We start from the raw sequence: 25,951 nt of genomic DNA on the forward strand, positions 1-25,951 counted from the left end.
CCGGATTTAATTTTTATTTAACCTGTTTTATTTCGTACTACTATTTAATTTATTCCTGAATAAAATCAATAATAAAAGGAAAAACACCAAATAAGAAATATTAAATACGGAAGCTCCTATCCAGCTTTTTAAATTTGAAGTAGGTGGTAGTAATTGTAAGGGAAGTTGTTGATATAATGAAATGAAAACCGGGCTTATAAAACCAGCCCATCTCGGTAAAACGGTTTTTTTGAAAAAAATCAATAGAGAATATAATATCCACCCTAAAAATAAAACAATAATAGCAGGAGCCCAGGCTATATAAAATACTTTCATAAATCCTGAAGCTGTTTTCAATAAATAAGGGTGCGCAATTGCATCTGTATGGTAAATTGTTTTATAAATTTCTCCGACAAAGAAAAAAACAGAATGTCCTAAAGGCATCAACATTACACTCAAAATTAGAAGAAAATAAGTAACATAAACATACCACGGATTTTTATCTTTAATATATTGATATGCCAACCATATTCCCGGCAAAAATAATGAAGCTGTCATAGCTGCAATTAAGGCTCCACACATCAACCTTTCTGTTGATCCTTGTAACATAAGTATTGAAATATTCGGATCTACTTTTCCTACATAGACTTCAGTAAATAGAGGATAGTCTTTAGGATTAACAGTAAAACCCGCAATGAGAATATCTCCTGTAATCCAACATAAAGAAGCTATAATGGCTGAAATAAAAGATCCTTTAATTTTAGTTGAATAAGTCATTTTGAAATTAAATGTTTGAGTATTTATATTTTTTATGGCATTGTGAAATCTTGTTATTTATGAATGTATTTATCTTTCTTTCATCATATATGTATTAATTATTAGGTTATCTCTTTATATATTATTTTTTCTTTTACTATCCGGAATGATTTATATTACAAATTCCTGAGCTCTGATATGCGCATTCCACATTCTTTGATATAAATGACTATTTAAAAGCAAATCCATATGTTTCCCTTTATCTACAATTCTTCCTTTGTCAAATACCAATATTTGATCGGCATCAACAATAGTACTCAAACGATGTGCTATGATCAAAACTGTTTTATTTTTAATTAACTCGCTGAATGCTTGTTGTATTTTATATTCGTTTTCGGAATCTGCAAATGCAGTGGCTTCATCTAGAATAAGAATAGGGGCATCTTTTAGTATGGCTCTTGCAAGTTGAAATCTCTGTTGTTCTCCTCCACTAAGGTGTACTCCCGATTGTCCGAATAAAGTATCATAGCCATTTGGAAGACTTATAATAAAATCATGTATTTGGGCAGCTTTAGCCGCTTGTTCTACTTCTTTAAAAGTTTTATGCATTCCCATGCGAATATTTTCTAGCAAACTCTCCTGAAACATAAAACTGTCCTGAAAAACAAAAGAAACTAATTTCATCAATTGATCTGTTGGATAATCTTTTATATTAACCCCTCCTATTTTAATTGATCCTTCATTTACATCCCAAAACCTGGATAAAAGCTGCCCTACGGTACTTTTACCTGCTCCTGATGGTCCTACCAATGCAGTAATACTTTTTTCTCGGACCTGAAAGCTTATGTCTGATAAAACATTTTGATTTTCTTTATAGCCAAAATTAACATTTAAAAATTCAACATGGTTCGCATCAATATGTTGTACTCTAGTATTTTCAGGCAATACCTCTTGATTAACTAAATGATCAATTTGTTCTACCCCTCTGTTTATTATAGAAAGTTGCATTCCCATGTTATTTAATACAAAAAGAGGTTTAATATATCCGGTTCCTAGTATTAGAAATAATAATAACACTGGTAAGGTAATTCCATTTTTAAAATATAGATACAATCCAAGCACTAAAACCGGTAATAAAGCATTGCTTATAAAACTCATAAATATAGCATATGCAGGAGTATTACTCCTAATCCATTTATTTACAAAATGATTAAAATTTTTTACTGCATTCCCATATTTATTGAAAGTTTCTGCTGACTGTCCAAAAATTTTCATTACCGGCATTGCCCTTACATATTCTACGATACCAGCATTCATTTCTTCAAGAGATTGATGGTATTGCTTAATCAAAGCTTTATTTCTACCCATGTATAAAATCGGCATCCAAATCATCAGTATAGATAAGGGTAAAAAACTGATAAGAGCCATCCTCCAATCCTGACTAAATAAATAACTGATTGTGATAATAGGTAGGGATATTCCTTTGATAAAATCCGGAATTTGATGAGCTATAAAATTTTCCATCCTTTCAACATCATCTAAAAGTATTTTTTTTAGAGTTCCGGAATTGCTATTACTAAGAACTCCCATGGATAGTCGTCCCACTTTTTCTGTAATATATTTTCGAAGTTCAAATAAAATATTGTATGCCGCAATATGTGATAATATTACTGAACCATAAAACACACATGTGCTTATTACAGCAGCAATTAGAGCATAAATAATATATTCTTTAATAATTCCGTAATTAATTGAACTTTTAGCTAATTCTTTTATAATATAAAATACAAGAATATAAGGAATCATACTCAACAAGGCATGAATAATTGCTAAAAAACCGGATATAAAAAGAAGACCTTTTCTTCTTCCTGCAATTTCTAGCAACCGTAAAATTCCTTTTTTCTTTTTATTCTTTTTTTTCATTACTAAAAGATATTAAATTATCAAGAATGATTCTAAATAATTTACCTATTTTTGCAAATATATCTGATTACAAAATTTAATTAGGGATGTTAAAAGGAGTAAAATTTCCATAATAAGGATAATTTGAAAGTATGATCTAATGCAAATAAAATAATATGGCTCTACGATTGTATAATAAAGAAGGAACCGAACTTTTTATGGAAAGTAAATTTCCCTGTATAGTTGATAATATAATTAATGAACCTATCCATGAAAATATTATTTGTATTGATTCTCATTTGGGGAAAGGATACTACAAAGAAATTTATTTTGATGGAATACACATGGATTTTTGGGTTTTATCTTTAGCTAAAGATACCTTTTTTTATTTTGAAAGTGATTATGAAAATGTTGAAATGCTTTTTTCATTAAAAGGTAAAAATACTATTTTTTCAAATAATTTTGTTTCTAATATAAGCTTTGAATCTAATCATCATAATATTATTTATGCAAATGAGGTAAATGGTAAAATAAAATGGGAAAGCAAAGATTTACAATTATTTAAAATTAATTTTAATCCTAATATTTTTAAACGTTTCCTCCCAAATGAAAAACTTTTCTATAATTTCAGAAATTGCATTGAAAAAGGGAAATCTGGAACATTCAGTCCCTATAATTATTGCATAAATCTACAAATGTATACTATAATTGAAGAAATTATAGAATGTAAAAAAATAGGTTTATACAAAAAAATGTTTTTGGAATCTAAAATTATTGAACTTTTATTGTTACAGTTAGAACAATTCACTGATCAAGGTAATTACTCTTTTACATTAAAGAAAAGAGATATTGATAAAATTTATGCTGTACGGGAAATTATAATGAAAAACCTTAATAAAAATATATCGCTCATTGAATTGGCACATCTTGTAGGTACGAATGAATTTATGTTAAAAAAAGGATTCAAGGAGCTATTCGGAACTACAGTTTTTAAATTCTGGAATGATGCTAAGATGGAGCAAGCAAGATCTATGCTTATACAAGAAAATATGAATATTAAAGAAATATCTTATTTTATGGGATATAAAAATCAAAGACATTTCGCTTCTGCATTTAAACGAAAATTTGGATTTCCTCCTAGTCATTTAAATAATATTTATAGAAATATTTAATTATGCAAATTTAAGTTTTTCTTATTTCCTTAATGAATAAATTAATAAACTTCAACATCAAAACTAAAATAAAATTTTAAAAGAGAATGTAAATTGGGAATCTTTATATTTTTTATTTAAATCAAAAAATTTTCATTTACATAAAGATTATATTAATTCTCTATTCCCTATTTGTTCTACTGCATCTTTTTCCTTCTTCTCTTGTATATCCTTTTCAAATCCTTTAATATTAACGACTCTGGTACTTGACCATTTATCATGCCAACCTAGATAACCTAGAAAAGAAAGTTGATCAAAAGGAATTATTCGTAAAATATTTCTTAAAGCCAACACTTTCGACGTCGGAGTTTGACCGTTTTCGTAGACTACTTTAGTTTTGGTTAAAAACTTCCCTATACTTTGTCCTTTAAATATCACTTCTTGAGCAATCATAAATAAGATGTAAAAAAACATAGTAATCAACCTATCCAATAAACTGTTTTCTTCCATGTAACTAAAAAAATTTTCAGCAATTCCTAAAATCCATATAAAAGAAAAAAACGTAACAATAAAAACATAGTAGATAATTAAATCTATTATATAATTTATAAAACGAACACCTTTTGAAGCTAAATTATATTCTACTTCGCTATAATATTCCATCTAATTAGTTTAGCAACAAAAGTAAAAAATTCTCCTAATTATAAAAATTTATTATAATATATATTATCAATCCTTTTCATTTAGCCTAAACAAATGATCATTTTTTAAATAATTAAAAATGTAAAAATATATAGACGAACTATATTTTATACTTTATTTTTTATAATTTAATATCATCATAATCTAATAATGTTTTATGTACCTTTGTATGAGGTAAATTTAAATATGAAAATAGAAGACCTTATTAAAAAGAAGATATTGGTATTAGATGGCGCTATGGGAACCATGATTCAGCAATATAAATTTCAAGAAAAAGAATATCGTGGAGAAAGGTTTAAAGATTGGAAGACCGATTTAAAAGGAAATAATGATCTTTTATCAATTACTCAGCCAAAAGTTATTCAGAACATTCATTTGGAATATTTTGAGTCTGGAGCAGATATAGTTGAAACAAATACTTTTAATGCGAATCGTATATCTATGTCCGATTATGGAATGCAAGATCTAGTAAAGGAACTCAATTCAGCATCTGTAAGTGTAGCTAAACAAGCTAGAGATGAATATTGGGCAAAATATGGAAAAAAACCTTTATTTATTGCCGGATCTTTGGGACCTACTTCTAAAACCGCCTCTATTTCTCCAGATGTTAATGATCCTGCATATCGTGAAGTCGATTTTGATTTTTTAGCTGAAATATATAAAGAACAAGCAATATCTCTTATTAAATCCGGAGCAGATATTCTTTTAGTAGAGACTATTTTCGATACATTAAATGCTAAAGCTGCTTTTTTTGGAATTGAAGAAGCTTTTGACGAAACTGGAAAAAGTCTTCCTTTAATGGCTTCAGGAACTATAACAGATGCTGCTGGAAGAACTTTATCCGGGCAAACTACTGAAGCATTTCTAATTTCACTTTCTCATCTTCCTCTTTTATCTATAGGTCTAAATTGTGCTTTAGGTGCAGAACAATTATTACAATATCTGGAAATATTAGCTAAAAAATCTACTTTTTATATTAGTGCACATCCTAATGCTGGTCTTCCTAATCCTTTAGGAGGCTATGATGAAACTCCGGAAATGATGGCTGAAAAAATAAAAATATATTTAGAGAACAATTTAGTTAATATTATAGGTGGATGTTGTGGAACTAGTCCGGCACATATTAAACTATTTGCAGAATTAGCCGCTCAATACCCTCCACGTCAAATACCAAATTAAAATTCTCATTAAAATTTTATTCTAAATTAAAAAATATAAAATTTAATATGTTTTAAAATCAATAAAAAAGTCGGAAGATAACTTCCGACTTCTTATATTATATTAGTATTTATTTATTATTTTACTTCAATTTGCTTAGGTGCTATTTCTGTTTTTTCTTTTTTTGGTAGGGTTAATTTAAGTACCCCGTCTTTATATGAAGCATCAATTTTAGCTGCATCTATATTTGCATCATCAATAGTAAAACTCCTACTAAAGCTAGATTGCATATATTCTACCCTATGTGATTTTTTATCTTTATTTTCTATCTTTTTATCATAACTAATAGTCAAAAGCCCATTTTCTAAATTAACTTTAAAATCATTTTTTTCAAGTCCTGGTGCATATAAATCAACTTCAAAATTATCATTGTCTTCTGTAATATTTACTGGTGGAAATTTAATTTCTGACTTATTCCAACCGGTTGATGTACTAAATAATTCATCTAATAAACTACTTAATCCTTTATTTTCTGTTTTTATAATATCTGTTGCCATGATTTATTTATTTTTTAAATTACATTTACTTATTTGTCAAAATATATACCAATATAAAATAAAAAAAAGGAGATACATCTAATAATTTGAAAATCAAAACACTACAATTAACATTAAAATTTCACCTACACCAAAAAGCGACTTTTTGTCTTGTTTTTTTTATAAAATAAATATAAATACGACATATTGACTTATTTTTTAAATGTTTTTTTAAGAGATTTTCTTACATTTGTTAGCTTATAAAAAATTTTATATATTTTAATTAGTTTTTATGGAATTTATTCAGTATCTCATAGATTTTGTCATTCATATTAATGTTCATTTAGATGAATTAATGAGTAATTATGGCAATTGGGTATATGCAATTCTTTTCTTGATAATTTTTTGTGAAACCGGTCTGGTTGTAACACCTTTTTTACCAGGAGATTCTTTATTATTTTCTGCAGGAGCATTAGCTGCATCTAGTGATCAGCTTAGTATATATATACTTGCCCTACTTTTTGTTTTTGCTGCTATTATTGGAGATACCGTAAATTTTGAAATCGGAAAATATTTCGGTCATAAGCTTTTTAATAATCCTAATTCTAAAATATTTAAACAAAGCTATCTACAAAAAACTCATGAATTTTATGCAAAACATGGTGGCAAAACTATTATTCTTGCACGATTTGTACCTATTGTAAGAACATTTGCCCCTTTTGTAGCCGGAATGGGGCGTATGAGTTATAAGTATTTCATTTCTTATAATATTATAGGTGGCATTGTTTGGGTTTTCATTTTCTTATTTCTCGGATATTTAGTAGGAAATAATGATTGGGTTAAAAATCACCTTCCTATATTGATGGTTATCATAATTGTTGTATCTATTATTCCCGGAATTATAGAAGTTGCCAGAAATAAATGGGTAAATAAAAAAAATTAGAACTAAAATATTTTTTATAAAAAAGAACCCTTATTTTCAAAGACTTTATTTAATTTATTACACTACAAAATTGAACAAATTCTTCCATAGTCGGTTATTTGGTTTATATTTTCAGATTCGATTTATTATAATATCAAAAATAAATATGAATCAAAATATTCAGACATAACAAAATTATTACCTTCTTTTTTCAATTAATTTGTTTTTTTATAGCTTAATATAGCTCCAATATTTATCAAAATAGCAAAAATAATAATCACATATAAATGTGTAGAAATATCCAAAAGTGTACTTCCTTTCATATAAACCATTCTCATCACTTCAATAAAATAACGTACGGGATTAAATATGGTAATTATTTGTGCCCACTTTGGCATGCTACTAATAGGAGTATATAATCCGCTTAATAGAAAAAATATAACCAATAAAAAAAATAGAAGAAAAATAGCTTGTTGTTGAGTGTTTGAATAGTTAGATATAATTACCCCAAATCCGGTAAATGCAATCAAATAAAAAAAAGCAAAAGTATAAATGACCATAAAATGCCCTAAAGGTAATAAACCATAAATCAACCAGCTAATAAACATACCTAGGGTAAGAATGACTAAACCCATGACCCAAAAAGGAATTAGCTTTCCTAATATGAAAATTAATTTGGGGATAGGGGTTACATTAATCTGATCAATAGTTCCTGTTTCTTTTTCTTTTACAATATTTAATGAGGATAATGCACCCCCTACGATACTTACAAGCATCACAAGAATACCCGGAACCATAAAATTTTGATAATTCATTTCTGTATTATATCGAAAATACGGTTTACTTACTATTTGCACAGAAGTTTTTTCCTGTTGAATTAATTCCTTATTATATTCAGACAAAATTTGTCCTAAATAAGAAGATCCTAAACCTGCCTTTTGGCCATTTACAGCATTCACAGACAACATTACCTCTGATTTATGTTCATTAATAAAATCATTTTCAAAATTGTGCGGGATCTCTAATATTAAATCAGCCTGATTCCTTTCCACTGCTTTTAATGCTTCAGTATATGAAGTTGAATAATCTGCTAATTTAAAATAGCCGGAAGATATCACTTTTTGTATCAGTTTTTGTGAGGTCATGCTATGATCATTATCTATTATACTTAATAATATATTTTTCTGTTCAAATGTTGCTGCCCATGGTAATATTAATAATTGGAAAATAGGCATAAAAAAAATCATTCTCAATATTATTTTATTTCTAAATACCTGAATAAATTCTTTTTGTAGTAAAAACTTTAAAATTTTCATAATCTGTTTTTAAACATTCTAACACTTATTGTTAACAAAAAAATTGTCATTCCTACAAGAATTAAACACTCTTTCCAAATAGAAAAAAATCCTAATCCTTTTATCATCACATCTTTAACGGCTGATATAAACCAAAAGGCAGGCAAAATATTAGAAATAATTCTAAGAATTATCGGCATATTTTCTACGGGAAAAATCAATCCTGAAAGTAATAAAGTAGGTAATAACAATCCCATAGAGGAGATAATCATAGCTGCTTGTTGTGTTTGCGTGACTGAAGAAATTAAAAGACCTAATGACAAAGTGGAAAGTATGAAGATTGTACATAAAAAGAATAGAAGAAATAAATTACCCGCAATGGGAACCTCTAAAACATAAACGGATAATATTAAAATTGAAAATACATCTATTATTGATATTAAAAAATAAGGAACTACTTTAGCTAAGATTATGCTAATCGGTTTTAAAGGAGAAACTAATAAAATTTCCATAGTCCCCTCTTCTTTTTCTTTAACAATAGAAACAGAGGTCATCATAGTACATATCAACATAAAAACCAATCCCATAATTCCGGGCACAAAATTATAAGAACTTTTTAACTGGGGGTTATACAACATTTTGACTTGACTTTTTATCACATAAGAACTATTACCATCTTGATTTATTGACTGTTGTTGGTATTGTGCAATAATTTGTTGTATGTAATTAACTATAGTTGTTGCCTCATTAGGGTCTGAGGCATCTGCAATAAGCTGTATTTCGGTTTTTCCTGAATGATAAATATCTCTTCCAAATTCCTGAGGAATAACGATTGCTAATTTTGTTTTTCCTAAGCGAAAAAAATTTTGAATTTCTTCTTGTTTGGTAAGATAACCCTTTAAATTGAAATATTTACTTGCATTTACTTGAGCAATAAGTTGTGCTGATTCTATTGTTTTAGAATTATCTAAAACTACAACGGAAGTATTATTTATTTCTGTAGTTATAGCAAATCCAAAAATCATTAATTGCGCTATAGGCATCATTAAAAGCATAAACAAGGTTCGGATATCTCGCGTAATATGGTAAAACTCTTTCTTTATAAAACTTATAAGCTGATTCATGCTTTTTTCTTATTTTTCTGCTTGTGTTCTAATAATAATAGTTTATTCTCTTTTTGCTCCTCTTGCCAGTAATTGGAACACTTCGTCCATAGTAGTTGCATTATATTTTTTACGCAAACCTGCCGGAGTATCTAAGGCTTGAATCCGTCCATCTACCATAATGGATACCCGGTTACAATATTCAGCTTCATCCATATAATGGGTAGTTACAAAAATAGTTATCCCGTTATTGGAGGCCTGATAAATCATTTCCCAAAATGTACGTCGTGCTATAGGATCTACCCCTCCAGTAGGCTCATCCAGAAATACGATTTCAGGAGAATGAAATGTAGACACAGCAAAAGATACTTTTTGTTTTATACCTAAGGGTAAAGATTTTACCAGAATATCTTTTTCTGCTTCCAGCGAAAGTTCTTTTAACAACTGTTCTGTTTTTATCTTAATATTTTTAGTATTCATTCCATAAATACCACCAAATAAACGCATATTTTCTTTTATTGTTAAATCTTCATATAAAGAGAATTTTTGGCTCATATATCCAATATTCTTTTTAATTTTATCCGATTCTTTGTAAATATCATATCCGGCAACCCTCCCTTCTCCGGATGTGGGCTTTAATAATCCGCAAAGCATTCTCATTGCAGTTGTTTTTCCTGCACCATTTGCTCCTAAAAAACCAAAGATTTCTCCTTTGAAAACTTCAAAACTTATATGGTCTACAGCTAAAAAATTACCAAATTTTTTGGTTATATTTTTAGTTTCTATTGCCTTCATTTCTATTCATTAAATAAATAAAACAATCTTCAATTCCGGGTTCAATTTCATGTATTTCTACACCGGATATATTAATTTTTTCTGTTTTGAAGGTAACATGTAAATACTCTCCAAAAATATAACAACTAGATACTTCTTCTCTTTTTCGTAGATTTTCAAGCAACTGATAATTATTATCCGATTTTATAGCATAGAGTTTATCAGGGTATTGTTTTGTAATTTGTAAGGGAGTATTAACTGAAAGTATTTCTCCTGATTGTATCAAGGCTATCCTATCACACAAACCAGCTTCATCCATGTAAGGAGTAGATACCATAATGGTTATGTTTTGTTGTTTAAGACGAGTTAACATATCCCAAAATTCTTTCCTAGAAACCGGATCTACTCCTGTAGTGGGTTCATCTAAAAATAAAACTGAAGGTTTATGAATCAAAGAACAGCATAATGCCAGTTTTTGTTTCATCCCTCCTGATAAATTTCCTGCTTTTCTTTTTTTAAAAGGTTCTATTTGTACGTATATATCTTTTATCAAATCATAATTTTCTTCAATGGTGGTATTAAATACATGCGCAAAAAAATTAAGATTTTCTTCAATACTTAAATCTTGATAAAGCGAAAATTTACCGGGCATATATCCTACCCTACTACGTATCTCTCTAAACTCATTTACTACATCAAATCCTTCTACAGTAGCTATTCCTTGGTCAGGTATTAATAAAGTAGTTAAAATTCTGAAAAGAGAAGTTTTACCTGCTCCATCTGGACCTATTAATCCAAATATTTCCCCTTTATTTATTTCCAGATTAATATCTTTCAACGCATTTACGACTTTTTTACCTAAATAATTTTTGGATATATTTTTAACAGAAATCACATTCATATTTTTACTTTATAATTAGATTTTTCAAATCATGATTGATGATTCTATACTTATCTGAAATCTACATCTCCATACATCCCTATTTTAATAAGACCATCTGTATTTTTTACTTCAATTTTTACAGCATAAACTAAATTTTGTCTTTCGTCTTGAGTCTGAATTGTTTTGGGAGTAAATTCTGCTTTATTAGATATCCAAGTGATTTTTCCCAGATACGATTTCTGCTTGTCTTTTGAAACATTAATATAGACTGTTACTTTTTGTCCAATTTTAACTTTCTCTAACTGCTCGGAAACAATATAAGCTCTTAAAAATAAATTTTTAGTATCGGCTATTTTATATAAAGCTTTACCCTGGGTTACTATTTCTTTTTCTTCTACATATTTATTTAATACTGTCCCTTGAATAGGATTAATAATTTTGCACTTTTTTAGTTGGTCTTCTATTTGTGCAACCTGCACATCGTTAGTATTGGTTTCTTCATTTAAACCATTTACAGAAGTTGAGAGTGAATTTATTTGACCATTGAGAGATTTTTTGAGCACTTCTATTTCTGAATTGGCATCATCTAGCTGTTTTTGAGTGGCTGCATTGTCTTGTAACAATCTTTGTATTCTTCTTTTTTCAAATTCTGCTTTCGCTATTTGTTCCTTTATAGACGAAACTTGTACGGAAATATCCGGACGTTTTACCTGAATCGCTTTATGATTTGCTAATAATTGTTTCTTTTTTAGATACAATTGCACACTATCTACATATCCTATTACCTGATCTTTAGCAAGGACGGCTCCTTCTGTTAATTGAAAAGATTCCAATTTTCCATTGGTTTCCGAAGAAACTATAACTTCTGTGGCTTCAAAAGTTCCTGAAGCATCGTGAGCAAATTTATTTCGATTACACGAAAACAAAATCAAAAATGTGCCTATGCTTAAAACTAACTGTTTCATATTATTAATTCCCTTGTATATTTTTATAATTGTAGATACTTTGCAAAAATTGCATTTCATGTAATGACTGGGTCACCCTTGCTTGATTTTCAGAATTTATATCTCCAATCAAATCATTCATTTTATATATTCCATTTTTATATTTACTCTCTCCTGCTTTTTTTACCCGATTCCTGAGGGATATAATTTCTTCATCCTTTTTCATAAGCTTCTCATATTTCAATATTTCATTTTGAATCTGGGTTAATTGAACTTTTGTGTCAAATAAGAAGGTTTCTCTTTGTACATCTACAGCATTTCTATCGATTTCCAACAATTTATATTCATTTTTTTTAGTATATAAATTCCCGAAATTCCAGCTTAAGCGAATTCCCCCCATAGCATAAGTTTTAAAATCAGATTCCAACATATTTAATCCCGGCCTACCCACTCCACCTTGAGCAAATAGAGAAAACTTAGGCATATTTTTAGCTTTAATTGCGCTCTCCTGTACTTTATACAAAGAATATTGCTTATCATACATTCTAAGTTCCGGCCGATTTATTTCTTCTTGTATACTTAAATTTTTATCCGGGATTTGCAAATGAGTGGTTTCATTCAATTCTTCATGAACAAATAAAGAAAGCATTTTTATGTAAGCACTTCGTAAAGTTGTCAATTCTATTTTATTCTGTTCTGTATCTAATAATTCTACTTTTATCAAGTCCAAATCAGAAACCATAGCCACTCCGTTTTTAAGCATAGCAATTACTAAATTATAATTACTTTGTAAATCAGAAGTTAAAACATCTAGTTGCTTTAATTGTTTATCTATTGTAAGAATTCCAAAATATAACTGATTTACTTTTTCTCTTATGGTGTATAAATTTACTTCTGTCTTTTCTTTTTCTAATGCGGAACTTGCTTTGGTTATTTCGGACTGAGATCGGGTGGCTCCTCCATCCCAAATTAACTGAGAAACATCCAATGTAATTTTATACTGATCTTTATTCATTTCAGGAACGTTTATTCCAGGAACTTTTACGGGAATTTTTGTTACCTGAGTTTGATAAGAAGCTTGTCCGTTTAGTGAAACCTGTGGCAGATAATTCTTAATCAGATTATCCAGATTATAATTTTCTGAAAGAGAAATCAGCCTATATTGCTTAATTAGGGGATAATTATCTTTTGCCTTTTTCTGACATTCTTCTAAATTTATTTCCGAAACCTGTGAAAACAAGAGACAGGGGAACAAACATATCCACAAAAAAATATAAGTTTTTGTATTATTCATAGATTTATTATTCATCTAACTTCAACATTGATTTCAACCAAATAGGGACTAAAATAATACGATCTTTTATAAAATTTACATATTCTTTATCTTCCATTTTATAAACATTTTTAAGGAATGGTTGCCCTAGTATGGGAAAAATAGATAAAGAAACCATATTTATAAAAAATTGTATTGAACTAAATTTCAATCCCTTTTTATCTATTTGCTCTTGAATTTGTTTGAACATATAGCTTTCCTTTAAAAAACCGTCTGAAGCACCAACTCTATCAAATAGTTGCTGAGGATTTGCCTGTAATTCGCTAAATATAAAAATCGGAAGATGCGGATTTTTAGATATCCCTTCAATATATCTATTTACTCCGGCATCAATTTTTTCAGACAACGTGGTGTTTTTATTGTTGATAATATTTTCAATATAAGTAAGCATTTCCTTCACACTTTCATGCATTATTATATCAAACAATTTCTTTTTACTTCTATAATAATAATTAAGTAAAGCCAAATTAATTCCGGCCTCTTCAGCAATATCACGTGTTCTAGTCAGTCCATATCCTTTTTGTTGAAAAACTCTTTTTGCTGCTTCTTTTATTTTTTCTTCTGTTGATATATTTCCTTCTTTTTCCATATTCATTTTTTACTTTTCAAATTTATTTACCTATTACTTGCAATTGTATTGCATTATTCCCAGCATTTTATAAAAGCAAAGGTAATTAATAATATGATTTAAACAAATGATTAAATTATAATTTTAATTTTTTTGATTAAAACACAAAATAAACTAAATTTATATTTTTGAATTATGTTAAACTATTTTAATAGCCTAGGTATTTTAAATCACAAAGAAATCTCTAGTATTATATAAAAAATTTTTTTCTAAATTTAAAAAAGGGAGAATTATTTATTAAAGAAAGAGAAATTAGCTTAGAACTAGCTTGGATTAAGAAAGGTATTATACAATCTTTCTACACATCTGAAAAGGAGAATGAATTTACTTATGGCATCTAGTTTAAAAATTCCTTAATTATTGCTTTATCTTCGAATATCTTTTGTAAACCTACTCCTATAAATTTAGAAACAATCAGTAATATTGAATTAGAAGTAGTAAAAAAAATAGGACTTGATTATGAATAACAATATCAATTTCTTGAAAATATAAAAATGCTTATTGAACAATAATATATTGAACTCGAAAAAAGGGTCTTTTCTTTTCAAAAAGAAAATCAGTAGAACGGTATATTGAACTTCTTAGAAAACAGCCTAATTATATACAACAAACTCCTTTACAATTTTTAGCCTTTTTTTAGGAATATCCGTTGGACACCTAAGCTGAATATGAAAATATTTTTTATATAACATTTGCCCTATTCATTAAATATATTGTCTCCTATTTTTGTGATAATTTTTTAAATATAATTAACATATTGTTAGTAATATTTATTTTTAATAAAAGAATACACCTAATTATTAATTCTGAGAAATAATGGATTTATATATAATTAATAAATAAGCTGAATTTACATTTTTCTTTTAAAAATAAAAATATGAAAAAATCTCTTTTATATCGATGACAATAATAATTTTATTTTGATATAACTTAGCAATATTACTTCATATAAATATAAAAAAATGAAAAATATACTTATAATTAATGGACATCCGAATAAAACAAGTTTAAATTTCGCATTAGCCGAAGCCTATTATAAAGGAGCTAAAAAATCAGGAGCACAGGTACAATTAATTCATATAAGAGACTTAAAATTTGATCCTAATTTGGCTTACGGATATCAAAAACGAATGGATTGGGAACCGGATTTAATAAAAACGTGGGATGCAATAAAAAAGGCAAACCACTTAGTATGGATTCACCCTGTATGGTGGGGAGGATTTCCTGCTATAATGAAAGGTTTTATAGATCGTGTCTTTCTTCCCGGTGTAGCTTTTCAATACATAGAAAACTCAATACATGTTGATAAATATTTAAAAAGCAAATCTGCTCGTATTATTACAACACTTGATCAACCCGGATGGTTTTACCATTTATTTTATGGAAAACCCAGTATTAACCAATTGAAAAAAATAATTTTGAAATTTTGCGGAGTAAGCCCTATTAAAGTAACTTTTATAGAATTTGTAAAAAAATCTAACCATCTTAAGAGAGAAAAATGGTTACAGAAAATTTATAATTTAGGAGTAAAACAAAAATAGTAGATTTTTAAAATATTACTAAAAATAATGATTGAACTAATTTTAGAAAAATTTAAAATAAAATATAAAATTCGTAATTAAATACCTCCAAATAATCATTATACAAATTTTAAAATTATATCTTAATGTTGAGATGAAAAAAATAAAATCAATTAAAAATGATAAAATAAATAATTAAAACACTAATTTATTATTTGTAATTATTATTTTTATTTTTTTTTTGAATAATAACCATTTGTCTTTAGTTTTTTAGCATAAAACTAAACAATATAAGAATATAAAGTTATAAAAGTTAAATTTTGTTATTTCATTGGATTTAATGTAAATTTGCCTGACAAATAGTAAAGAATGAAAGAATTCAGTAAAGAAGTCTATATCAACTGGTTTGAAAATATGACAAAATGGAGAAGGTTTGAAGAAAAAGCACGCTCCCTATACTTAAAAGATAAAATCAGAGGTTTTTTACATTTATATAATGGACAAGAAGCAATTCCTGCAGGATTTACTCATGCAATGGACATGTCTAAAGATAAAATAATAACCTCTTACAGATGTCATGCGCATGCTTTGGCAATGGGGGTTACTCCCGAGGCTGCTATGTCTGAATTATGCGGAAAAGCTACAGGTACATCCAAAGGATTGGGAGGATCTATGCACTTGTTTAGTAAAGAACATAATGTTTATGGTGGCCATGGTATAGTCGGTGGGCATATTCCTCTGGCTGCTGGTATTGCTTTTGCTGACAAATATTTTGAACGCAATGAAGTAACCATATGTTATATGGGAGATGGAGCAGTAAGACAGGGAACATTTCATGAAACTTTTAATATGGCTATGAATTGGAAACTTCCTGTAGTTTTCGTTTGCGAAAATAATCAATATGCCATGGGTACCTCTGTCAAAAGAACAACTAATAATCTAGATATATATCAATTGGGATTAGGATATGAAATGCCTTGTGCTCCGGTTGATGGAATGGATCCTGAAAAAGTTGCTGAGGCTGCATTTGAAGCTATAGAAAGAGCACGTAGAGGTGACGGTCCAACCTTCTTAGAAGTAAGAACATACCGTTTCAGAGGACACTCAATGTCCGATGCAGAACCTTACAGAACCAAACAAGAAGTAGAAGATCATAAAAAAGAAGATCCTATTCTAATTGTAAAACATAGAATTATTTCTAATAATTGGGCAACAGAAGAGGAACTTGATGAAATAGATAAAAACACCAAAGAGTATATGAACAAGGTAGGAGATTTTGCTGAAAATGCACCCTATCCTGAAGAAGAAGAAATTTACAATTGTATATATTCAGAACCTAATTACCCTTTTTTAGATAAATTAGAAAATTAATACCATTTAAAATCAATTAAGAAATCAATATGGCTGAAATTATTAATATGCCTCGTCTAAGTGACACCATGACTGATGGAAAGGTATCAAAGTGGAATGTCAAAGTAGGGGATACAATAAAAGAAGGAGATATCTTGGCAGAAATTGAAACAGACAAAGCTGTTCAGGATTTTGAATACGACGGAGAAAACGGTGTTCTGCTATATCAGGGAATAAAAGAAGGGGAATCTGCTCCTGTAGATTCACTTTTAGCTATTATCGGAAAAGAAGGAGAAGACATAAGCTCTTTTATCAATGGAACTTCAAACACAACAAGTCATTCGGGAAATAATACCCCCGAAGATAAAAAAGAATCAGTCACTGAAACCTCTCAAACTGCAAAGATCCCAGATAATGTAGATGTAATTACAGTTCCTCGTCTTAGTGATACTATGACAGAAGGAAAAGTTTCCAAATGGAATGTGAAGATAGGTGATACTATCAATGAAGGAGATATTTTAGCTGAAATAGAAACAGATAAAGCTGTTCAGGATTTTGAATATGATGGTAACGGAGGAACTTTACTTTATCAAGGAGTTAAGGAAGGTGAATCTGCACCCATTGATTCCCTTTTAGCAATTATAGGGCCTGCCGGCACCGACATAAGTGCTATTATTTCAGGAACGGGCATTAATACTACTTCTAAAACCGTTGAATCTTCCCCTAAAGAAGAAAAAAATCAAGAAGAAAAAACAGAAGTATCTTCTTCATCTGTAAATTCTTTAAACCATAGAATATTAGCCTCTCCTTTAGCTAAAAAAGTAGCTAAAGATAAGGGAATTGACTTAGCACAAGTTAAAGGGAGTGGAGACAATGGAAGAATTATTAGAAAAGATGTAGAGAGTTTCACTCCACCTTCAGGAGCTTCAAACAAAACTGTAACTTCTGTAACATCATCTCCTTCAGTTCCAATTACACCTCAAATAACTCCGGGAGTAGATTCTGAAACAGAAAATTCTTCTATGAGAAATGCTATTGCAAAAAGTTTAAGCAATAGTTTATTTACGGCTCCTCATTACAACTTAGTATTTGAAATAAATATGGATAAAGCCATAGAAGCTAGAAAAGCCATAAATAGCCTACCAGATACGAAGGTTTCTTTTAATGATATTGTAATAAAAGCAGTAGCTATCGCATTAAGAAAGCATCCTCAGATAAATAGTTCCTGGGCAAATACGAAAATTATCCATCATGGAAATATTAATATAGGAGTTGCCGTAGCTGTTGAAGATGGCTTAGTAGTACCTGTAATAAAAAATACAGATTACCTGTCATTAACCCAAATTTCTGCACATGTTAAGGATTTAGCCGGAAGAGCCAGAGATAAAAAATTAAAAGCTAACGAAATGGATGGATCAACTTTTACCATTTCAAATTTAGGTATGTACGGAGTAGAATCGTTTAATTCTATTATTAATCAACCTAATTCCTGCATTCTATCTGTAGGTGCCATCATTCAAAAACCTGTAGTAAAAGACGGTCAAATAGTTGTGGGTAACTTAATGCAAATATCTTTAGCTTGCGATCATAGAGTAGTAGATGGAGCTACTGGAGCTCAGTTTCTACAAACCCTTAAGGTTTATTTAGAGAACCCAGTTTCTTTATTAGCATAAAAAATAAAATTTATAAAATTCAAACACTTGGTAGCGATAGTTACCAAGTGTTTTTGTATTTTTAAAAAAAATTTATAATGAGAACTGACCTTACTTTAACTATGATAAAACCTGATGCAACCTTAAGAGGATTATCTGGTACAATTCTTAAAGAAATTACAGATGCTAAATTCTCTATTGTGGCATTAAAACTAACCCAACTTACCTCCTATGAAGCCCAAAAATTTTATGCTATACACCAAGGAAAACCTTTTTTTAATGAGCTTGTCGAATTTATGACTTCTGCTCCAATTGTAGCTGCTGTTTTAAAAAAAGAAAATGCAGTAGAAGATTTTAGACAATTAATTGGAGCTACAAATCCAGAAAATGCTTTAGAGGGAACTATTAGAAAAAAATATGCCGAATCTCTTCAAAGAAACTCTATACATGGTTCAGACAGCAATGAAAATGCATGGATAGAATCTCATTTTCATTTTTCCGATAAAGAGATTTATGATTTTTTATAACTATAATTTATATAATACATAAATTACTATTCCTTTAAACAACTAAAAATGATTAAAAACTTAACTTTAACATATAACGAATATTCTGATTGGAATAAAGTTCCTAAAGAAAATTTGAATTTAATTCAAAAAGCAAAAGAAGCTAGAGAATCTGCTTATGCAAAATATTCGGAATTTAAAGTAGGTGCTGCTATATTATTAGATAACGGAATTGTTATAACCGGAAACAATCAGGAAAATGCTGCATATCCCAGTGGTTTATGTGCAGAAAGGACCGCTATTTTCTATGCAATTGCCAACTACCCTACTGCTACTATTATAAAAATGGCAGTAGTTGCTGGAAAAAATGTTGAAAATTCTGAAGTTGTTGCTCCTTGTGGTGCATGTAGACAAGTCCTTTTGGAATATGAAAATCGGCAAAATAAACCTATCGAATTTATGTTTACCGGAATGCAAGGAAGGGTAATTAGCTTTTCTCGTTGTTCTGATTTACTTCCTTTCTGTTTTGATGGTAGTTTATTATAATTTATGAGTATTTAATTTTTTTGTTACAATAATTTTTCATTTAACTGAAGTTTAATTGATTTATATGTATATTTTATTCATATTTGTTTCTTAATTAAGCACCTTTACAGGGGTATAACTATTATTTATATTTTTATGAAAGTTACCGAACATATTGAAAAAGCTAAAGGTAAAACTTTATTTTCTTTTGAAATACTTCCTCCTAAAAAAGGAGATAACCTTCAAACCATTTTTTCCAATATAAATCCTTTAATGGAATTCAATCCCCCATTTATTGATGTAACTTATCATCGTGAAGAATATGAATATAAAGAACTTCCTAATGGACTCCTTGAAAAAATAATAATCCGAAAACGTCCGGGCACCGTAGGCATTTGTGCTGCTTTACAACTTAAATATAAGGTGGACGCTGTGCCTCATCTTATTTGTGGAGGTTTTTCTAAAGAAGATACAGAAGATATTTTAATTGATTTAAATTTTTTGGGGATAGATAATGTATTGGTTTTAAGAGGGGATGCTATTAAAAGTGAAGGGGTTTTCAGACCTCATCCTAATGGCTATAAATATGCGAATGAACTAGTTGAGCATGTAACTGCTATGAACAAAGGAAAATATTTACATGATGAATATGCTTCTGGAGCCACAAATTTCTGCGTAGGAGTAGCAGGATATCCGGAAAAACATTTTGAAAGCCCAAATCTAGATACAGATTTACACTATTTAAAAAAGAAAATAAATGCAGGTGCCAAGTATATCGTTACTCAACTATTTTATAATAATCAAAAATATTTTGATTTTGTAGATAAATGCAGGAATATAGGAATAACAGTTCCGATTATTCCGGGAATCAAACCTATTTCCATTAAAAATCATTTAACTGTACTCCCGAATGTTTTCCATATAGATATGCCCCAAGATCTAGTTTTAGAGGTAGAAAAATGCAAAAATAATAAAGAGGTTTATGAAGTGGGCATTGAATGGTCTATACAGCAATGTAAAGAATTAATGAAGCATAATGTTCCTGTACTTCATTTTTATTCTATGGGAAGATCTAAAAATATTTTAAAAATCGCAAAAGAATTATTTTAAATGCAAAAAATAAAATTAAAAGATCTAAAAGTTTATGCTTATCATGGTTGCATGGAAGAAGAGGCTAAGATAGGTTCTTACTACTTAGTTAACCTTACTATATGGCTAAAGTTAAAAAAAGCAGGAAAATCAGATCATCTTGAAGACACCATTAATTATGGAGAATTAAGCCAAATCATCAAAGATCAAATGGCTATTCGTTCTCATTTACTGGAGAATGTAGCTCTTCGTATACTTTCTCAAATAAAAAAACAATTTCATAAAATAAAAAAAGCAAAAGTATCCGTATCAAAGGTTAATCCTCCGGTAAATGCAGATATCAACCATGTAAAAGTAAGTTTCAAGAAGAAATTTTAATTGAAACTTTAGTTTAATCCAAAAAAAATTGTAGATTTGCAATCTCAAAAAGAGGGCTTTGTGGCCGAGTGGCTAGGCAGAGGTCTGCAAAACCTTGTACAGCGGTTCGAATCCGCTCGAAGCCTCAATGAAAAACCATCTCAATCGAGATGGTTTTTTAAGTTTTCATTAACTCCTTTATAAGGTCTCCGGTACTAAGGACCCCATTATCTATAACAGATAGAGTTTTCGTGAATCTATAAATTCCAGATCTCTTATTTTACACAAAGGAAATGATTCATAATATTTAAAAATTTCTTTCTATCTATTCCCCAATACTGAATATATTTTGCATTATGTATAAAAACTTCCTCTAAATAATTATCTGTTTGATGTATAACTCCAAACTTTAGAAACCCGTCTTGGACCAATTCACCCCCGTATTCCTCTAATTTTGAATATACTTTAAATTTTTCTCGATAATCACTATAATATAATTTATTGGGATTATCATCTTTATGACCTACAATTAGACTAATCATGTCAGGGATTGAAAATAAAAATGTTTTAAAGTTTTTCCATAACCTGTCATTATCAATATTTATTTCATCCAGATTATTAAAGCCTATCAATCCCACAAATTGTTGTTACTCATAAATACAATATTGAATCTGCTGAGTATATAATATATTTTGCACATACATTTGCGTAAATGAAATATCTCGAGTTGTATCGACAAAAGCAGCCATTCCCTCAAATAACTCTTTTCTCTGTTTATAGTTGTACAAATATTAGAAACATCTTTTAATGATATTGGGCGTAAAAAAAATTCTTACGCATATACATCATATTATATCTTATAAAACTTTATAATGCTATATTATCTAACAATCATTAGATATAATAAATATGGTATTCCTTTTAAAAAAAATTATAAATTTTCAATTACTATAGCACTAGCTCCACCTCCTCCATTACAAATAGTTGCTGCTCCATATTTTGCATTATTTTGCTTTAAAACATTGATGAGAGTTACTATAATCCTTGATCCACTGTTTCCTAACGGATGCCCTAGTGATACTGCTCCACCGTTTACATTAACTTTCTCTGTATTTATATTCAGAATTTTAGCATTGGCTAATCCTACTACTGAAAAGGCTTCATTAAATTCAAAATAGTCTATTTCTTCTATGGAAAGGTTCGCTTTTTTTAGCGCTACAGGTAATGCTTTAGATGGGGCTATAGTAAATTTTTCAGGTTCACAGGAAGCATCTCCATAACCTATTATCTTAGCCAAAGGTTTTATCCCTAATTCTTTTGCTTTTTCAGCAGACATAAGTACTAAAGCAGAGGCACCATCATTCAGAGTAGAGGCATTAGCTGCCGTAACGGTACCTTCTTTTTGGAAAACAGGGGATAATTGTTTCAGCTTATCAAAATTCACATTTTTATATTCTTCATCTTCTGAAATAATTATGGGGTCTTTTTTTCTTTGAGGAACCTTAACCGGAACTATTTCCTCTTTGAATTTTCTGGATTCCCAAGCTTTTTTTGATCGTATATATGAGTTAATTGCAAATTCATCCTGCTCATCTCTTGATATATTATATTCTACAGCACAAACTTCTGCACATAATCCCATATGTTTCTGATCATATACATTGGTTAGACCATCCTTTACCAAACCATCTATTAATTTTTGATCTCCAAATTTATTTCCTGTCCTTCCAGAAGATAAATAATAAGGTACCTGAGACATAGATTCCATTCCTCCTGCTATTACAATTTCATTATCACCTGCCAAAATAGTTTGAGCTCCTATAATTACAGCTTTCATTCCTGAAGCACACACTTTATTTATAGTAGTACAAGGTACTGTATCCGGAATTCCTGATCCTAATGAAGCCTGTTTTGCCGGAGCCTGTCCCTCATTTGCCTGTAAAACATTACCCATAAATACTTCTTCAATTAATGAAGAATCTAAATTTATTTTATCTATCGCTCCTCTAATAGCAATTGCCCCTAATTGTGTAGCAGGAATTGTTGATAGATTTCCTAAGAAACTCCCTATTGGGGTTCTTACAGCCGATACTATAACTATCTCTTTACTCATTATTATAATTAGCTTTGTTATTATATAGGTAAATGTATTAAAATTTAAATAAACGTAAATAACAATATTATTACGGATAAAAGCAAAATATGTTAATTATCCATATCAATTACAAGAGTGTTTGTTTTAGGCTGTGCTACACAGGTTAGTATTTTTTTATTTTTAATATCTTCTTCTGTTAACACTAAGTTTTCACCTAAAATGACTTCCCCTTGCACCCGGGAACATTGACAAGAACCGCATACACCGCCTTTACATGAATATGGAGCATTTATTCCATTGACTAAAAGAGCATCCAATAATGATGACCCATTATTGATCCAATTCATAGTTTGAGTTTTCCCCTCGTATGTAAACGTAACTTTGACTTCTTTCACTGTAGATCTTTGAATTTTATCATCATGAAAAACTTTCTCTACAGGTTCATATAATTCATAATGAATATTTTTCTTAGGTATTCCGTGAGAATAAATGACATTTGCTAAATTTATAATCATATCCTTCGGCCCACAAATTAATGCTTCATCAACTTCATCCCAATCTACAATTTGATTAATAATTAAATCTACCTTATGTTCATCTAATTTTCCTTTAAAAAATTTATCTTCAGTTTCTTGTTGAGAATAAAAATAATGTAGAAAAAAATTTTGAGAATATTTTTTTTGTAATTCTTCTAATTCTTCTTTAAACATTACTTCTTTTTCATTGGAATTCCCATAAAACAAAAAGAAATTTACCCCTTTTTCATTATATAATGTATCTTTTATGATGCTCATAATCGGAGTTATTCCACTACCAGCAGAAAATGCTACTAAAGTCCTTTTTTCATTTGGTCGAGACGGAATACCAAATGCTCCCATAGGCGGAGAAACTGATATTTTATCACCAGCTTTTATGTTATTTTGAACATATTCTGATATAAATGCTGTTTTAGTTTTTTTTATAGCAACAGAAATATATTTTTCATAAGTAGCAGTACAAATAGAATATTCCCTTTCTACTTTTTGCCCATCAATTAAAAACTGAAAACGAATAAATTGACCAGGTTTCCATTTAAATATAGATATCAATTCTGTCGGTATGAATAAATCTACTTTAATACTTTTAGTAGTTAATTGTTCTACATTCTTTACAGTTAAAGAATAAAAATTCATGATTTTTTACTTTTTTTATCGGCATAAAATTAATGGTTTTTAAAGTAAAAAGTATCTGCTTTGTTGTTATTTAAAATGAATTTTTTCCTGCAACAAAAACAAAAAAATATGAAAAAATATCTTTTATAGAAATAATATAACCTTCATTTTATTGAACTACATATATACCATAACAAAATTTCAAAAAATATTTTTATTAATATAACTATTGATTCTTATCAACAATAATTAAGAATATAAAAAATAATAAATTTATCTTTAAAATAACTTTAGAAACCTGTTTAAATACGTATCAGTTTATTATTAATAAAATAATAAGTAATAACTTTACAGACATACTTTCGGATTTTATTATGGAAAAATCTTTACAGCGAACAAATATTACATTTACAATTTTGTCATTATTGGCAATATCCCATATGTTCAATGATACATTACAATCTATAATTCCGGCTATTTATCCTTTATTAAAAAACTCATTGGCCCTGACGTTTACTCAAGTCGGATTAATAAATCTTGTTTATCAAATGTCTTCTTCTATATTTCAACCCATAATCGGATTAATTACGGATAAAAAACCTCAACCCTATTCTTTACCAGTAGGTATGACTTTAAGCATGATAGGAATTATCTCTTTAGCCTTTGCTTCAGATTTTTTTTATACATTAATAGCTGTATTTTTTATTGGTTTAGGATCTTCTATATTCCATCCGGAAGCTTCTCGGCTTGCTTATTTGGCATCTGGAGGAAAATATGGGTTAGCTCAATCTATTTTTCAGGTAGGCGGAAATTTCGGAAGCTCTATAGGGCCGTTAATTGCTTTATGGATCATTACTCCTTATGGCCAAAAAAACATAAGTTGGTTAGCTATTATCGCTTTAATTGCGATTGGAGTTATGCTGATTATAAACAAATGGTATAAAGCCAATATATCTCGATTAAAATCAAGAAATACAGTCATAAAAAAAAATTCTGATAGTACAGAAACAAATTCCAACAATATTCCTAAATCTAAAGTAATAATTGCTATTGTAATTTTGCTAATACTGGTTTTTTCTAAATACGTATATATGACAAGCCTTACCAGTTATTATACTTTTTACCTTATTAATAAATTCAATATAAGCATTCACGATGCACAGTTATACTTATTCGCTTTTTTATTTGCAATTGCTGCAGGCACAATTATTGGCGGACCTGTAGGAGACCGAATCGGAAGAAAATATGTAATCTGGTTTTCTATTCTCGGGACAGCTCCGTTTGCTCTTATGATGCCCTATGCAAATCTTATGTGGACTTGTATTTTAAGCATAATTATAGGATTAATATTGTCATCTGCTTTTTCGGCTATACTTATTTATGCCCAAGAGCTTGTTCCAGGTAAAGTAGGACTCATAGGGGGGCTGTTTTTTGGTTTAGCTTTTGGAATTGCAGGAATAGCGTCAGCTATTTTAGGAAGAATCGCCGACCATACAGGCATTCAATATGTATATAGTATATGTTCATTTCTACCCTTATTAGGATTGGCCGCTAGTTTTTTACCTAATACTAAAAAAAGAAAATCTTAAAAGAATAAATATTATCATAAAATCACTAATAATCCTTCCATAAAAAACTAT

Annotated in this window: 25 protein-coding genes and 1 tRNA gene; 12 read left to right on the top strand and 14 right to left on the bottom strand. The window is 29.1% G+C overall.

From position 1 onward, the window contains the following. Window positions 1–27: 27 nt before the first annotated feature. Together C4S76_RS09950 and C4S76_RS09955 are read right to left on the bottom strand one after the other, a co-directional pair. The gene (locus C4S76_RS09950; protein ID WP_105194319.1) at window positions 28–756 is read right to left on the bottom strand and encodes a DUF6796 family protein; all 729 of its coding nucleotides are present in this window, start codon (window positions 754–756) and stop codon (window positions 28–30) included. A 150-nt stretch (window positions 757–906) separates the two neighbouring features. Next, on the bottom strand, window positions 907–2,658 hold the full coding sequence (locus C4S76_RS09955; protein ID WP_245915827.1) for an ABC transporter ATP-binding protein: 1,752 nt from the start codon (window positions 2,656–2,658) through the stop codon (window positions 907–909). 155 nt (window positions 2,659–2,813) lie between these two features. Here C4S76_RS09955 and C4S76_RS09960 point away from each other — a divergent pair, with 155 nt between their 5' ends. Further along, complete coding sequence (locus tag C4S76_RS09960; protein ID WP_105194320.1) at window positions 2,814–3,809, top strand: helix-turn-helix domain-containing protein; 996 nt, start codon at window positions 2,814–2,816, stop codon at window positions 3,807–3,809. Between the two features lie 147 nt (window positions 3,810–3,956). On the opposite strand, the gene C4S76_RS09965 is transcribed toward C4S76_RS09960, so the two are convergent. Continuing rightward, complete coding sequence (locus tag C4S76_RS09965) at window positions 3,957–4,451, bottom strand: RDD family protein (RefSeq protein WP_105194321.1); 495 nt, start codon at window positions 4,449–4,451, stop codon at window positions 3,957–3,959. 225 nt (window positions 4,452–4,676) lie between these two features. Here C4S76_RS09965 and C4S76_RS09970 point away from each other — a divergent pair, with 225 nt between their 5' ends. Continuing rightward, window positions 4,677–5,669: a homocysteine S-methyltransferase family protein gene (locus C4S76_RS09970; protein WP_105194506.1), complete on the top strand. Its 993-nt coding sequence runs from the start codon at window positions 4,677–4,679 to the stop codon at window positions 5,667–5,669. A gap of 116 nt (window positions 5,670–5,785) precedes the next feature. On the opposite strand, the gene C4S76_RS09975 is transcribed toward C4S76_RS09970, so the two are convergent. Then, window positions 5,786–6,205 (bottom strand): Hsp20/alpha crystallin family protein, encoded by a 420-nt coding sequence (locus C4S76_RS09975; protein WP_105194322.1) that lies wholly within the window; start codon window positions 6,203–6,205, stop codon window positions 5,786–5,788. A 271-nt stretch (window positions 6,206–6,476) separates the two neighbouring features. Between C4S76_RS09975 and C4S76_RS09980 the strand changes: the two genes are divergently transcribed. Next, window positions 6,477–7,127 carry a DedA family protein gene (locus tag C4S76_RS09980; RefSeq protein ID WP_105194323.1) on the top strand — a complete coding sequence of 217 codons (651 nt, stop codon included), beginning with the start codon at window positions 6,477–6,479 and terminating at the stop codon, window positions 7,125–7,127. A 194-nt stretch (window positions 7,128–7,321) separates the two neighbouring features. Here the strand turns inward: C4S76_RS09980 and C4S76_RS09985 are convergent, their stop codons facing one another. From C4S76_RS09985 to C4S76_RS10015, 7 genes are read right to left on the bottom strand one after another with little or no spacing between them, the layout of a single operon-like run. After that, a complete protein-coding gene (locus C4S76_RS09985) occupies window positions 7,322–8,422 on the bottom strand; it encodes an ABC transporter permease (protein WP_105194324.1) in 1,101 nt (366 codons plus the stop codon). Beyond that, entirely contained in the window at window positions 8,419–9,525 is a 1,107-nt protein-coding gene (locus tag C4S76_RS09990; protein ID WP_105194325.1) for an ABC transporter permease, read from the bottom strand. Before C4S76_RS09990 ends, C4S76_RS09985 begins: the two co-directional genes overlap by 4 nt. 42 nt (window positions 9,526–9,567) lie before the next feature. Continuing rightward, window positions 9,568–10,299, bottom strand: a complete 732-nt coding sequence (locus C4S76_RS09995) for an ABC transporter ATP-binding protein (protein ID WP_105194326.1) — start codon at window positions 10,297–10,299, stop codon at window positions 9,568–9,570. Further along, the gene (locus tag C4S76_RS10000) at window positions 10,280–11,179 is read right to left on the bottom strand and encodes an ABC transporter ATP-binding protein (RefSeq protein ID WP_105194327.1); all 900 of its coding nucleotides are present in this window, start codon (window positions 11,177–11,179) and stop codon (window positions 10,280–10,282) included. Before C4S76_RS10000 ends, C4S76_RS09995 begins: the two co-directional genes overlap by 20 nt. A gap of 50 nt (window positions 11,180–11,229) precedes the next feature. Further along, on the bottom strand, window positions 11,230–12,126 hold the full coding sequence (locus C4S76_RS10005) for an HlyD family secretion protein (protein WP_105194507.1): 897 nt from the start codon (window positions 12,124–12,126) through the stop codon (window positions 11,230–11,232). Window positions 12,127–12,130: 4 nt separating this feature from the next. After that, complete coding sequence (locus C4S76_RS10010; protein ID WP_105194508.1) at window positions 12,131–13,399, bottom strand: TolC family protein; 1,269 nt, start codon at window positions 13,397–13,399, stop codon at window positions 12,131–12,133. Window positions 13,400–13,406: 7 nt separating this feature from the next. Then, entirely contained in the window at window positions 13,407–14,033 is a 627-nt protein-coding gene (locus C4S76_RS10015; RefSeq protein WP_221405012.1) for a TetR/AcrR family transcriptional regulator, read from the bottom strand. 995 nt (window positions 14,034–15,028) lie between these two features. Between C4S76_RS10015 and C4S76_RS10020 the strand changes: the two genes are divergently transcribed. From C4S76_RS10020 to C4S76_RS10055, 8 genes are all read left to right on the top strand, one after another. Next, window positions 15,029–15,607, top strand: coding sequence for an NAD(P)H-dependent oxidoreductase (locus tag C4S76_RS10020; RefSeq protein WP_105194329.1), 579 nt, complete (start codon window positions 15,029–15,031; stop codon window positions 15,605–15,607). 348 nt (window positions 15,608–15,955) lie between these two features. Further along, complete coding sequence (gene pdhA / locus C4S76_RS10025) at window positions 15,956–16,957, top strand: pyruvate dehydrogenase (acetyl-transferring) E1 component subunit alpha (RefSeq protein WP_105194330.1); 1,002 nt, start codon at window positions 15,956–15,958, stop codon at window positions 16,955–16,957. 29 nt (window positions 16,958–16,986) lie between these two features. Then, a complete protein-coding gene (locus C4S76_RS10030) occupies window positions 16,987–18,609 on the top strand; it encodes a 2-oxo acid dehydrogenase subunit E2 (protein ID WP_105194331.1) in 1,623 nt (540 codons plus the stop codon). A 77-nt stretch (window positions 18,610–18,686) separates the two neighbouring features. Continuing rightward, the gene (gene ndk, locus C4S76_RS10035; protein ID WP_105194332.1) at window positions 18,687–19,115 is read left to right on the top strand and encodes a nucleoside-diphosphate kinase; all 429 of its coding nucleotides are present in this window, start codon (window positions 18,687–18,689) and stop codon (window positions 19,113–19,115) included. A 48-nt stretch (window positions 19,116–19,163) separates the two neighbouring features. Next, entirely contained in the window at window positions 19,164–19,640 is a 477-nt protein-coding gene (gene cdd, locus C4S76_RS10040; RefSeq protein ID WP_105194333.1) for a cytidine deaminase, read from the top strand. 135 nt (window positions 19,641–19,775) lie between these two features. Next, window positions 19,776–20,729, top strand: coding sequence for a methylenetetrahydrofolate reductase [NAD(P)H] (gene metF / locus C4S76_RS10045; RefSeq protein WP_105194334.1), 954 nt, complete (start codon window positions 19,776–19,778; stop codon window positions 20,727–20,729). Beyond that, window positions 20,730–21,086, top strand: coding sequence for a dihydroneopterin aldolase (gene folB / locus C4S76_RS10050; protein ID WP_105194335.1), 357 nt, complete (start codon window positions 20,730–20,732; stop codon window positions 21,084–21,086). It begins immediately after the preceding gene. A gap of 54 nt (window positions 21,087–21,140) precedes the next feature. Further along, window positions 21,141–21,211, top strand: a tRNA-Cys gene (locus C4S76_RS10055). A gap of 129 nt (window positions 21,212–21,340) precedes the next feature. On the opposite strand, the gene C4S76_RS10060 is transcribed toward C4S76_RS10055, so the two are convergent. The 3 genes from C4S76_RS10060 to C4S76_RS10070 all read right to left on the bottom strand — a co-directional run bounded on the left by C4S76_RS10060 (window position 21,341) and on the right by C4S76_RS10070 (window position 24,332). Then, window positions 21,341–21,703, bottom strand: coding sequence for a hypothetical protein (locus tag C4S76_RS10060; RefSeq protein ID WP_146105732.1), 363 nt, complete (start codon window positions 21,701–21,703; stop codon window positions 21,341–21,343). Between the two features lie 293 nt (window positions 21,704–21,996). Continuing rightward, entirely contained in the window at window positions 21,997–23,178 is a 1,182-nt protein-coding gene (locus C4S76_RS10065) for an acetyl-CoA C-acyltransferase (protein WP_105194337.1), read from the bottom strand. A 92-nt stretch (window positions 23,179–23,270) separates the two neighbouring features. Continuing rightward, on the bottom strand, window positions 23,271–24,332 hold the full coding sequence (locus tag C4S76_RS10070; protein WP_105194338.1) for a 2Fe-2S iron-sulfur cluster-binding protein: 1,062 nt from the start codon (window positions 24,330–24,332) through the stop codon (window positions 23,271–23,273). Window positions 24,333–24,685: 353 nt separating this feature from the next. On the opposite strand from C4S76_RS10070, the gene C4S76_RS10075 reads away from it, so the two are divergent. Then, on the top strand, window positions 24,686–25,900 hold the full coding sequence (locus tag C4S76_RS10075; protein WP_105194339.1) for an MFS transporter: 1,215 nt from the start codon (window positions 24,686–24,688) through the stop codon (window positions 25,898–25,900). The last annotated feature ends 51 nt before the right edge of the window (window positions 25,901–25,951 follow it).

It is taken from the genome of Apibacter adventoris, assembly GCF_002964965.1.
GTDB lineage: Bacteria > Bacteroidota > Bacteroidia > Flavobacteriales > Weeksellaceae > Apibacter > Apibacter adventoris.

Coding starts and splice junctions, on each gene's coding strand:
- C4S76_RS09980 (WP_105194323.1), top strand. CDS start 6,477: ATGGAATTTATTCAGTATCTCATAGATTTTGTCATTCATATTAATGTT.
- C4S76_RS10065 (WP_105194337.1), bottom strand. CDS start 23,178: ATGAGTAAAGAGATAGTTATAGTATCGGCTGTAAGAACCCCAATAGGG.
- C4S76_RS09970 (WP_105194506.1), top strand. CDS start 4,677: ATGAAAATAGAAGACCTTATTAAAAAGAAGATATTGGTATTAGATGGC.
- C4S76_RS09960 (WP_105194320.1), top strand. CDS start 2,814: ATGGCTCTACGATTGTATAATAAAGAAGGAACCGAACTTTTTATGGAA.
- C4S76_RS10030 (WP_105194331.1), top strand. CDS start 16,987: ATGGCTGAAATTATTAATATGCCTCGTCTAAGTGACACCATGACTGAT.
- C4S76_RS10005 (WP_105194507.1), bottom strand. CDS start 12,126: ATGAAACAGTTAGTTTTAAGCATAGGCACATTTTTGATTTTGTTTTCG.
- folB (WP_105194335.1), top strand. CDS start 20,730: ATGCAAAAAATAAAATTAAAAGATCTAAAAGTTTATGCTTATCATGGT.
- C4S76_RS09985 (WP_105194324.1), bottom strand. CDS start 8,422: ATGAAAATTTTAAAGTTTTTACTACAAAAAGAATTTATTCAGGTATTT.
- C4S76_RS09990 (WP_105194325.1), bottom strand. CDS start 9,525: ATGAATCAGCTTATAAGTTTTATAAAGAAAGAGTTTTACCATATTACG.
- C4S76_RS10070 (WP_105194338.1), bottom strand. CDS start 24,332: ATGAATTTTTATTCTTTAACTGTAAAGAATGTAGAACAATTAACTACT.
- metF (WP_105194334.1), top strand. CDS start 19,776: ATGAAAGTTACCGAACATATTGAAAAAGCTAAAGGTAAAACTTTATTT.
- C4S76_RS10020 (WP_105194329.1), top strand. CDS start 15,029: ATGAAAAATATACTTATAATTAATGGACATCCGAATAAAACAAGTTTA.
- C4S76_RS09950 (WP_105194319.1), bottom strand. CDS start 756: ATGACTTATTCAACTAAAATTAAAGGATCTTTTATTTCAGCCATTATA.
- cdd (WP_105194333.1), top strand. CDS start 19,164: ATGATTAAAAACTTAACTTTAACATATAACGAATATTCTGATTGGAAT.
- C4S76_RS10075 (WP_105194339.1), top strand. CDS start 24,686: ATGGAAAAATCTTTACAGCGAACAAATATTACATTTACAATTTTGTCA.
- C4S76_RS10010 (WP_105194508.1), bottom strand. CDS start 13,399: ATGAATAATACAAAAACTTATATTTTTTTGTGGATATGTTTGTTCCCC.
- ndk (WP_105194332.1), top strand. CDS start 18,687: ATGAGAACTGACCTTACTTTAACTATGATAAAACCTGATGCAACCTTA.
- C4S76_RS09955 (WP_245915827.1), bottom strand. CDS start 2,658: ATGAAAAAAAAGAATAAAAAGAAAAAAGGAATTTTACGGTTGCTAGAA.
- C4S76_RS09965 (WP_105194321.1), bottom strand. CDS start 4,451: ATGGAATATTATAGCGAAGTAGAATATAATTTAGCTTCAAAAGGTGTT.
- C4S76_RS10015 (WP_221405012.1), bottom strand. CDS start 14,033: ATGAATATGGAAAAAGAAGGAAATATATCAACAGAAGAAAAAATAAAA.
- C4S76_RS10000 (WP_105194327.1), bottom strand. CDS start 11,179: ATGAATGTGATTTCTGTTAAAAATATATCCAAAAATTATTTAGGTAAA.
- pdhA (WP_105194330.1), top strand. CDS start 15,956: ATGAAAGAATTCAGTAAAGAAGTCTATATCAACTGGTTTGAAAATATG.
- C4S76_RS09995 (WP_105194326.1), bottom strand. CDS start 10,299: ATGAAGGCAATAGAAACTAAAAATATAACCAAAAAATTTGGTAATTTT.
- C4S76_RS09975 (WP_105194322.1), bottom strand. CDS start 6,205: ATGGCAACAGATATTATAAAAACAGAAAATAAAGGATTAAGTAGTTTA.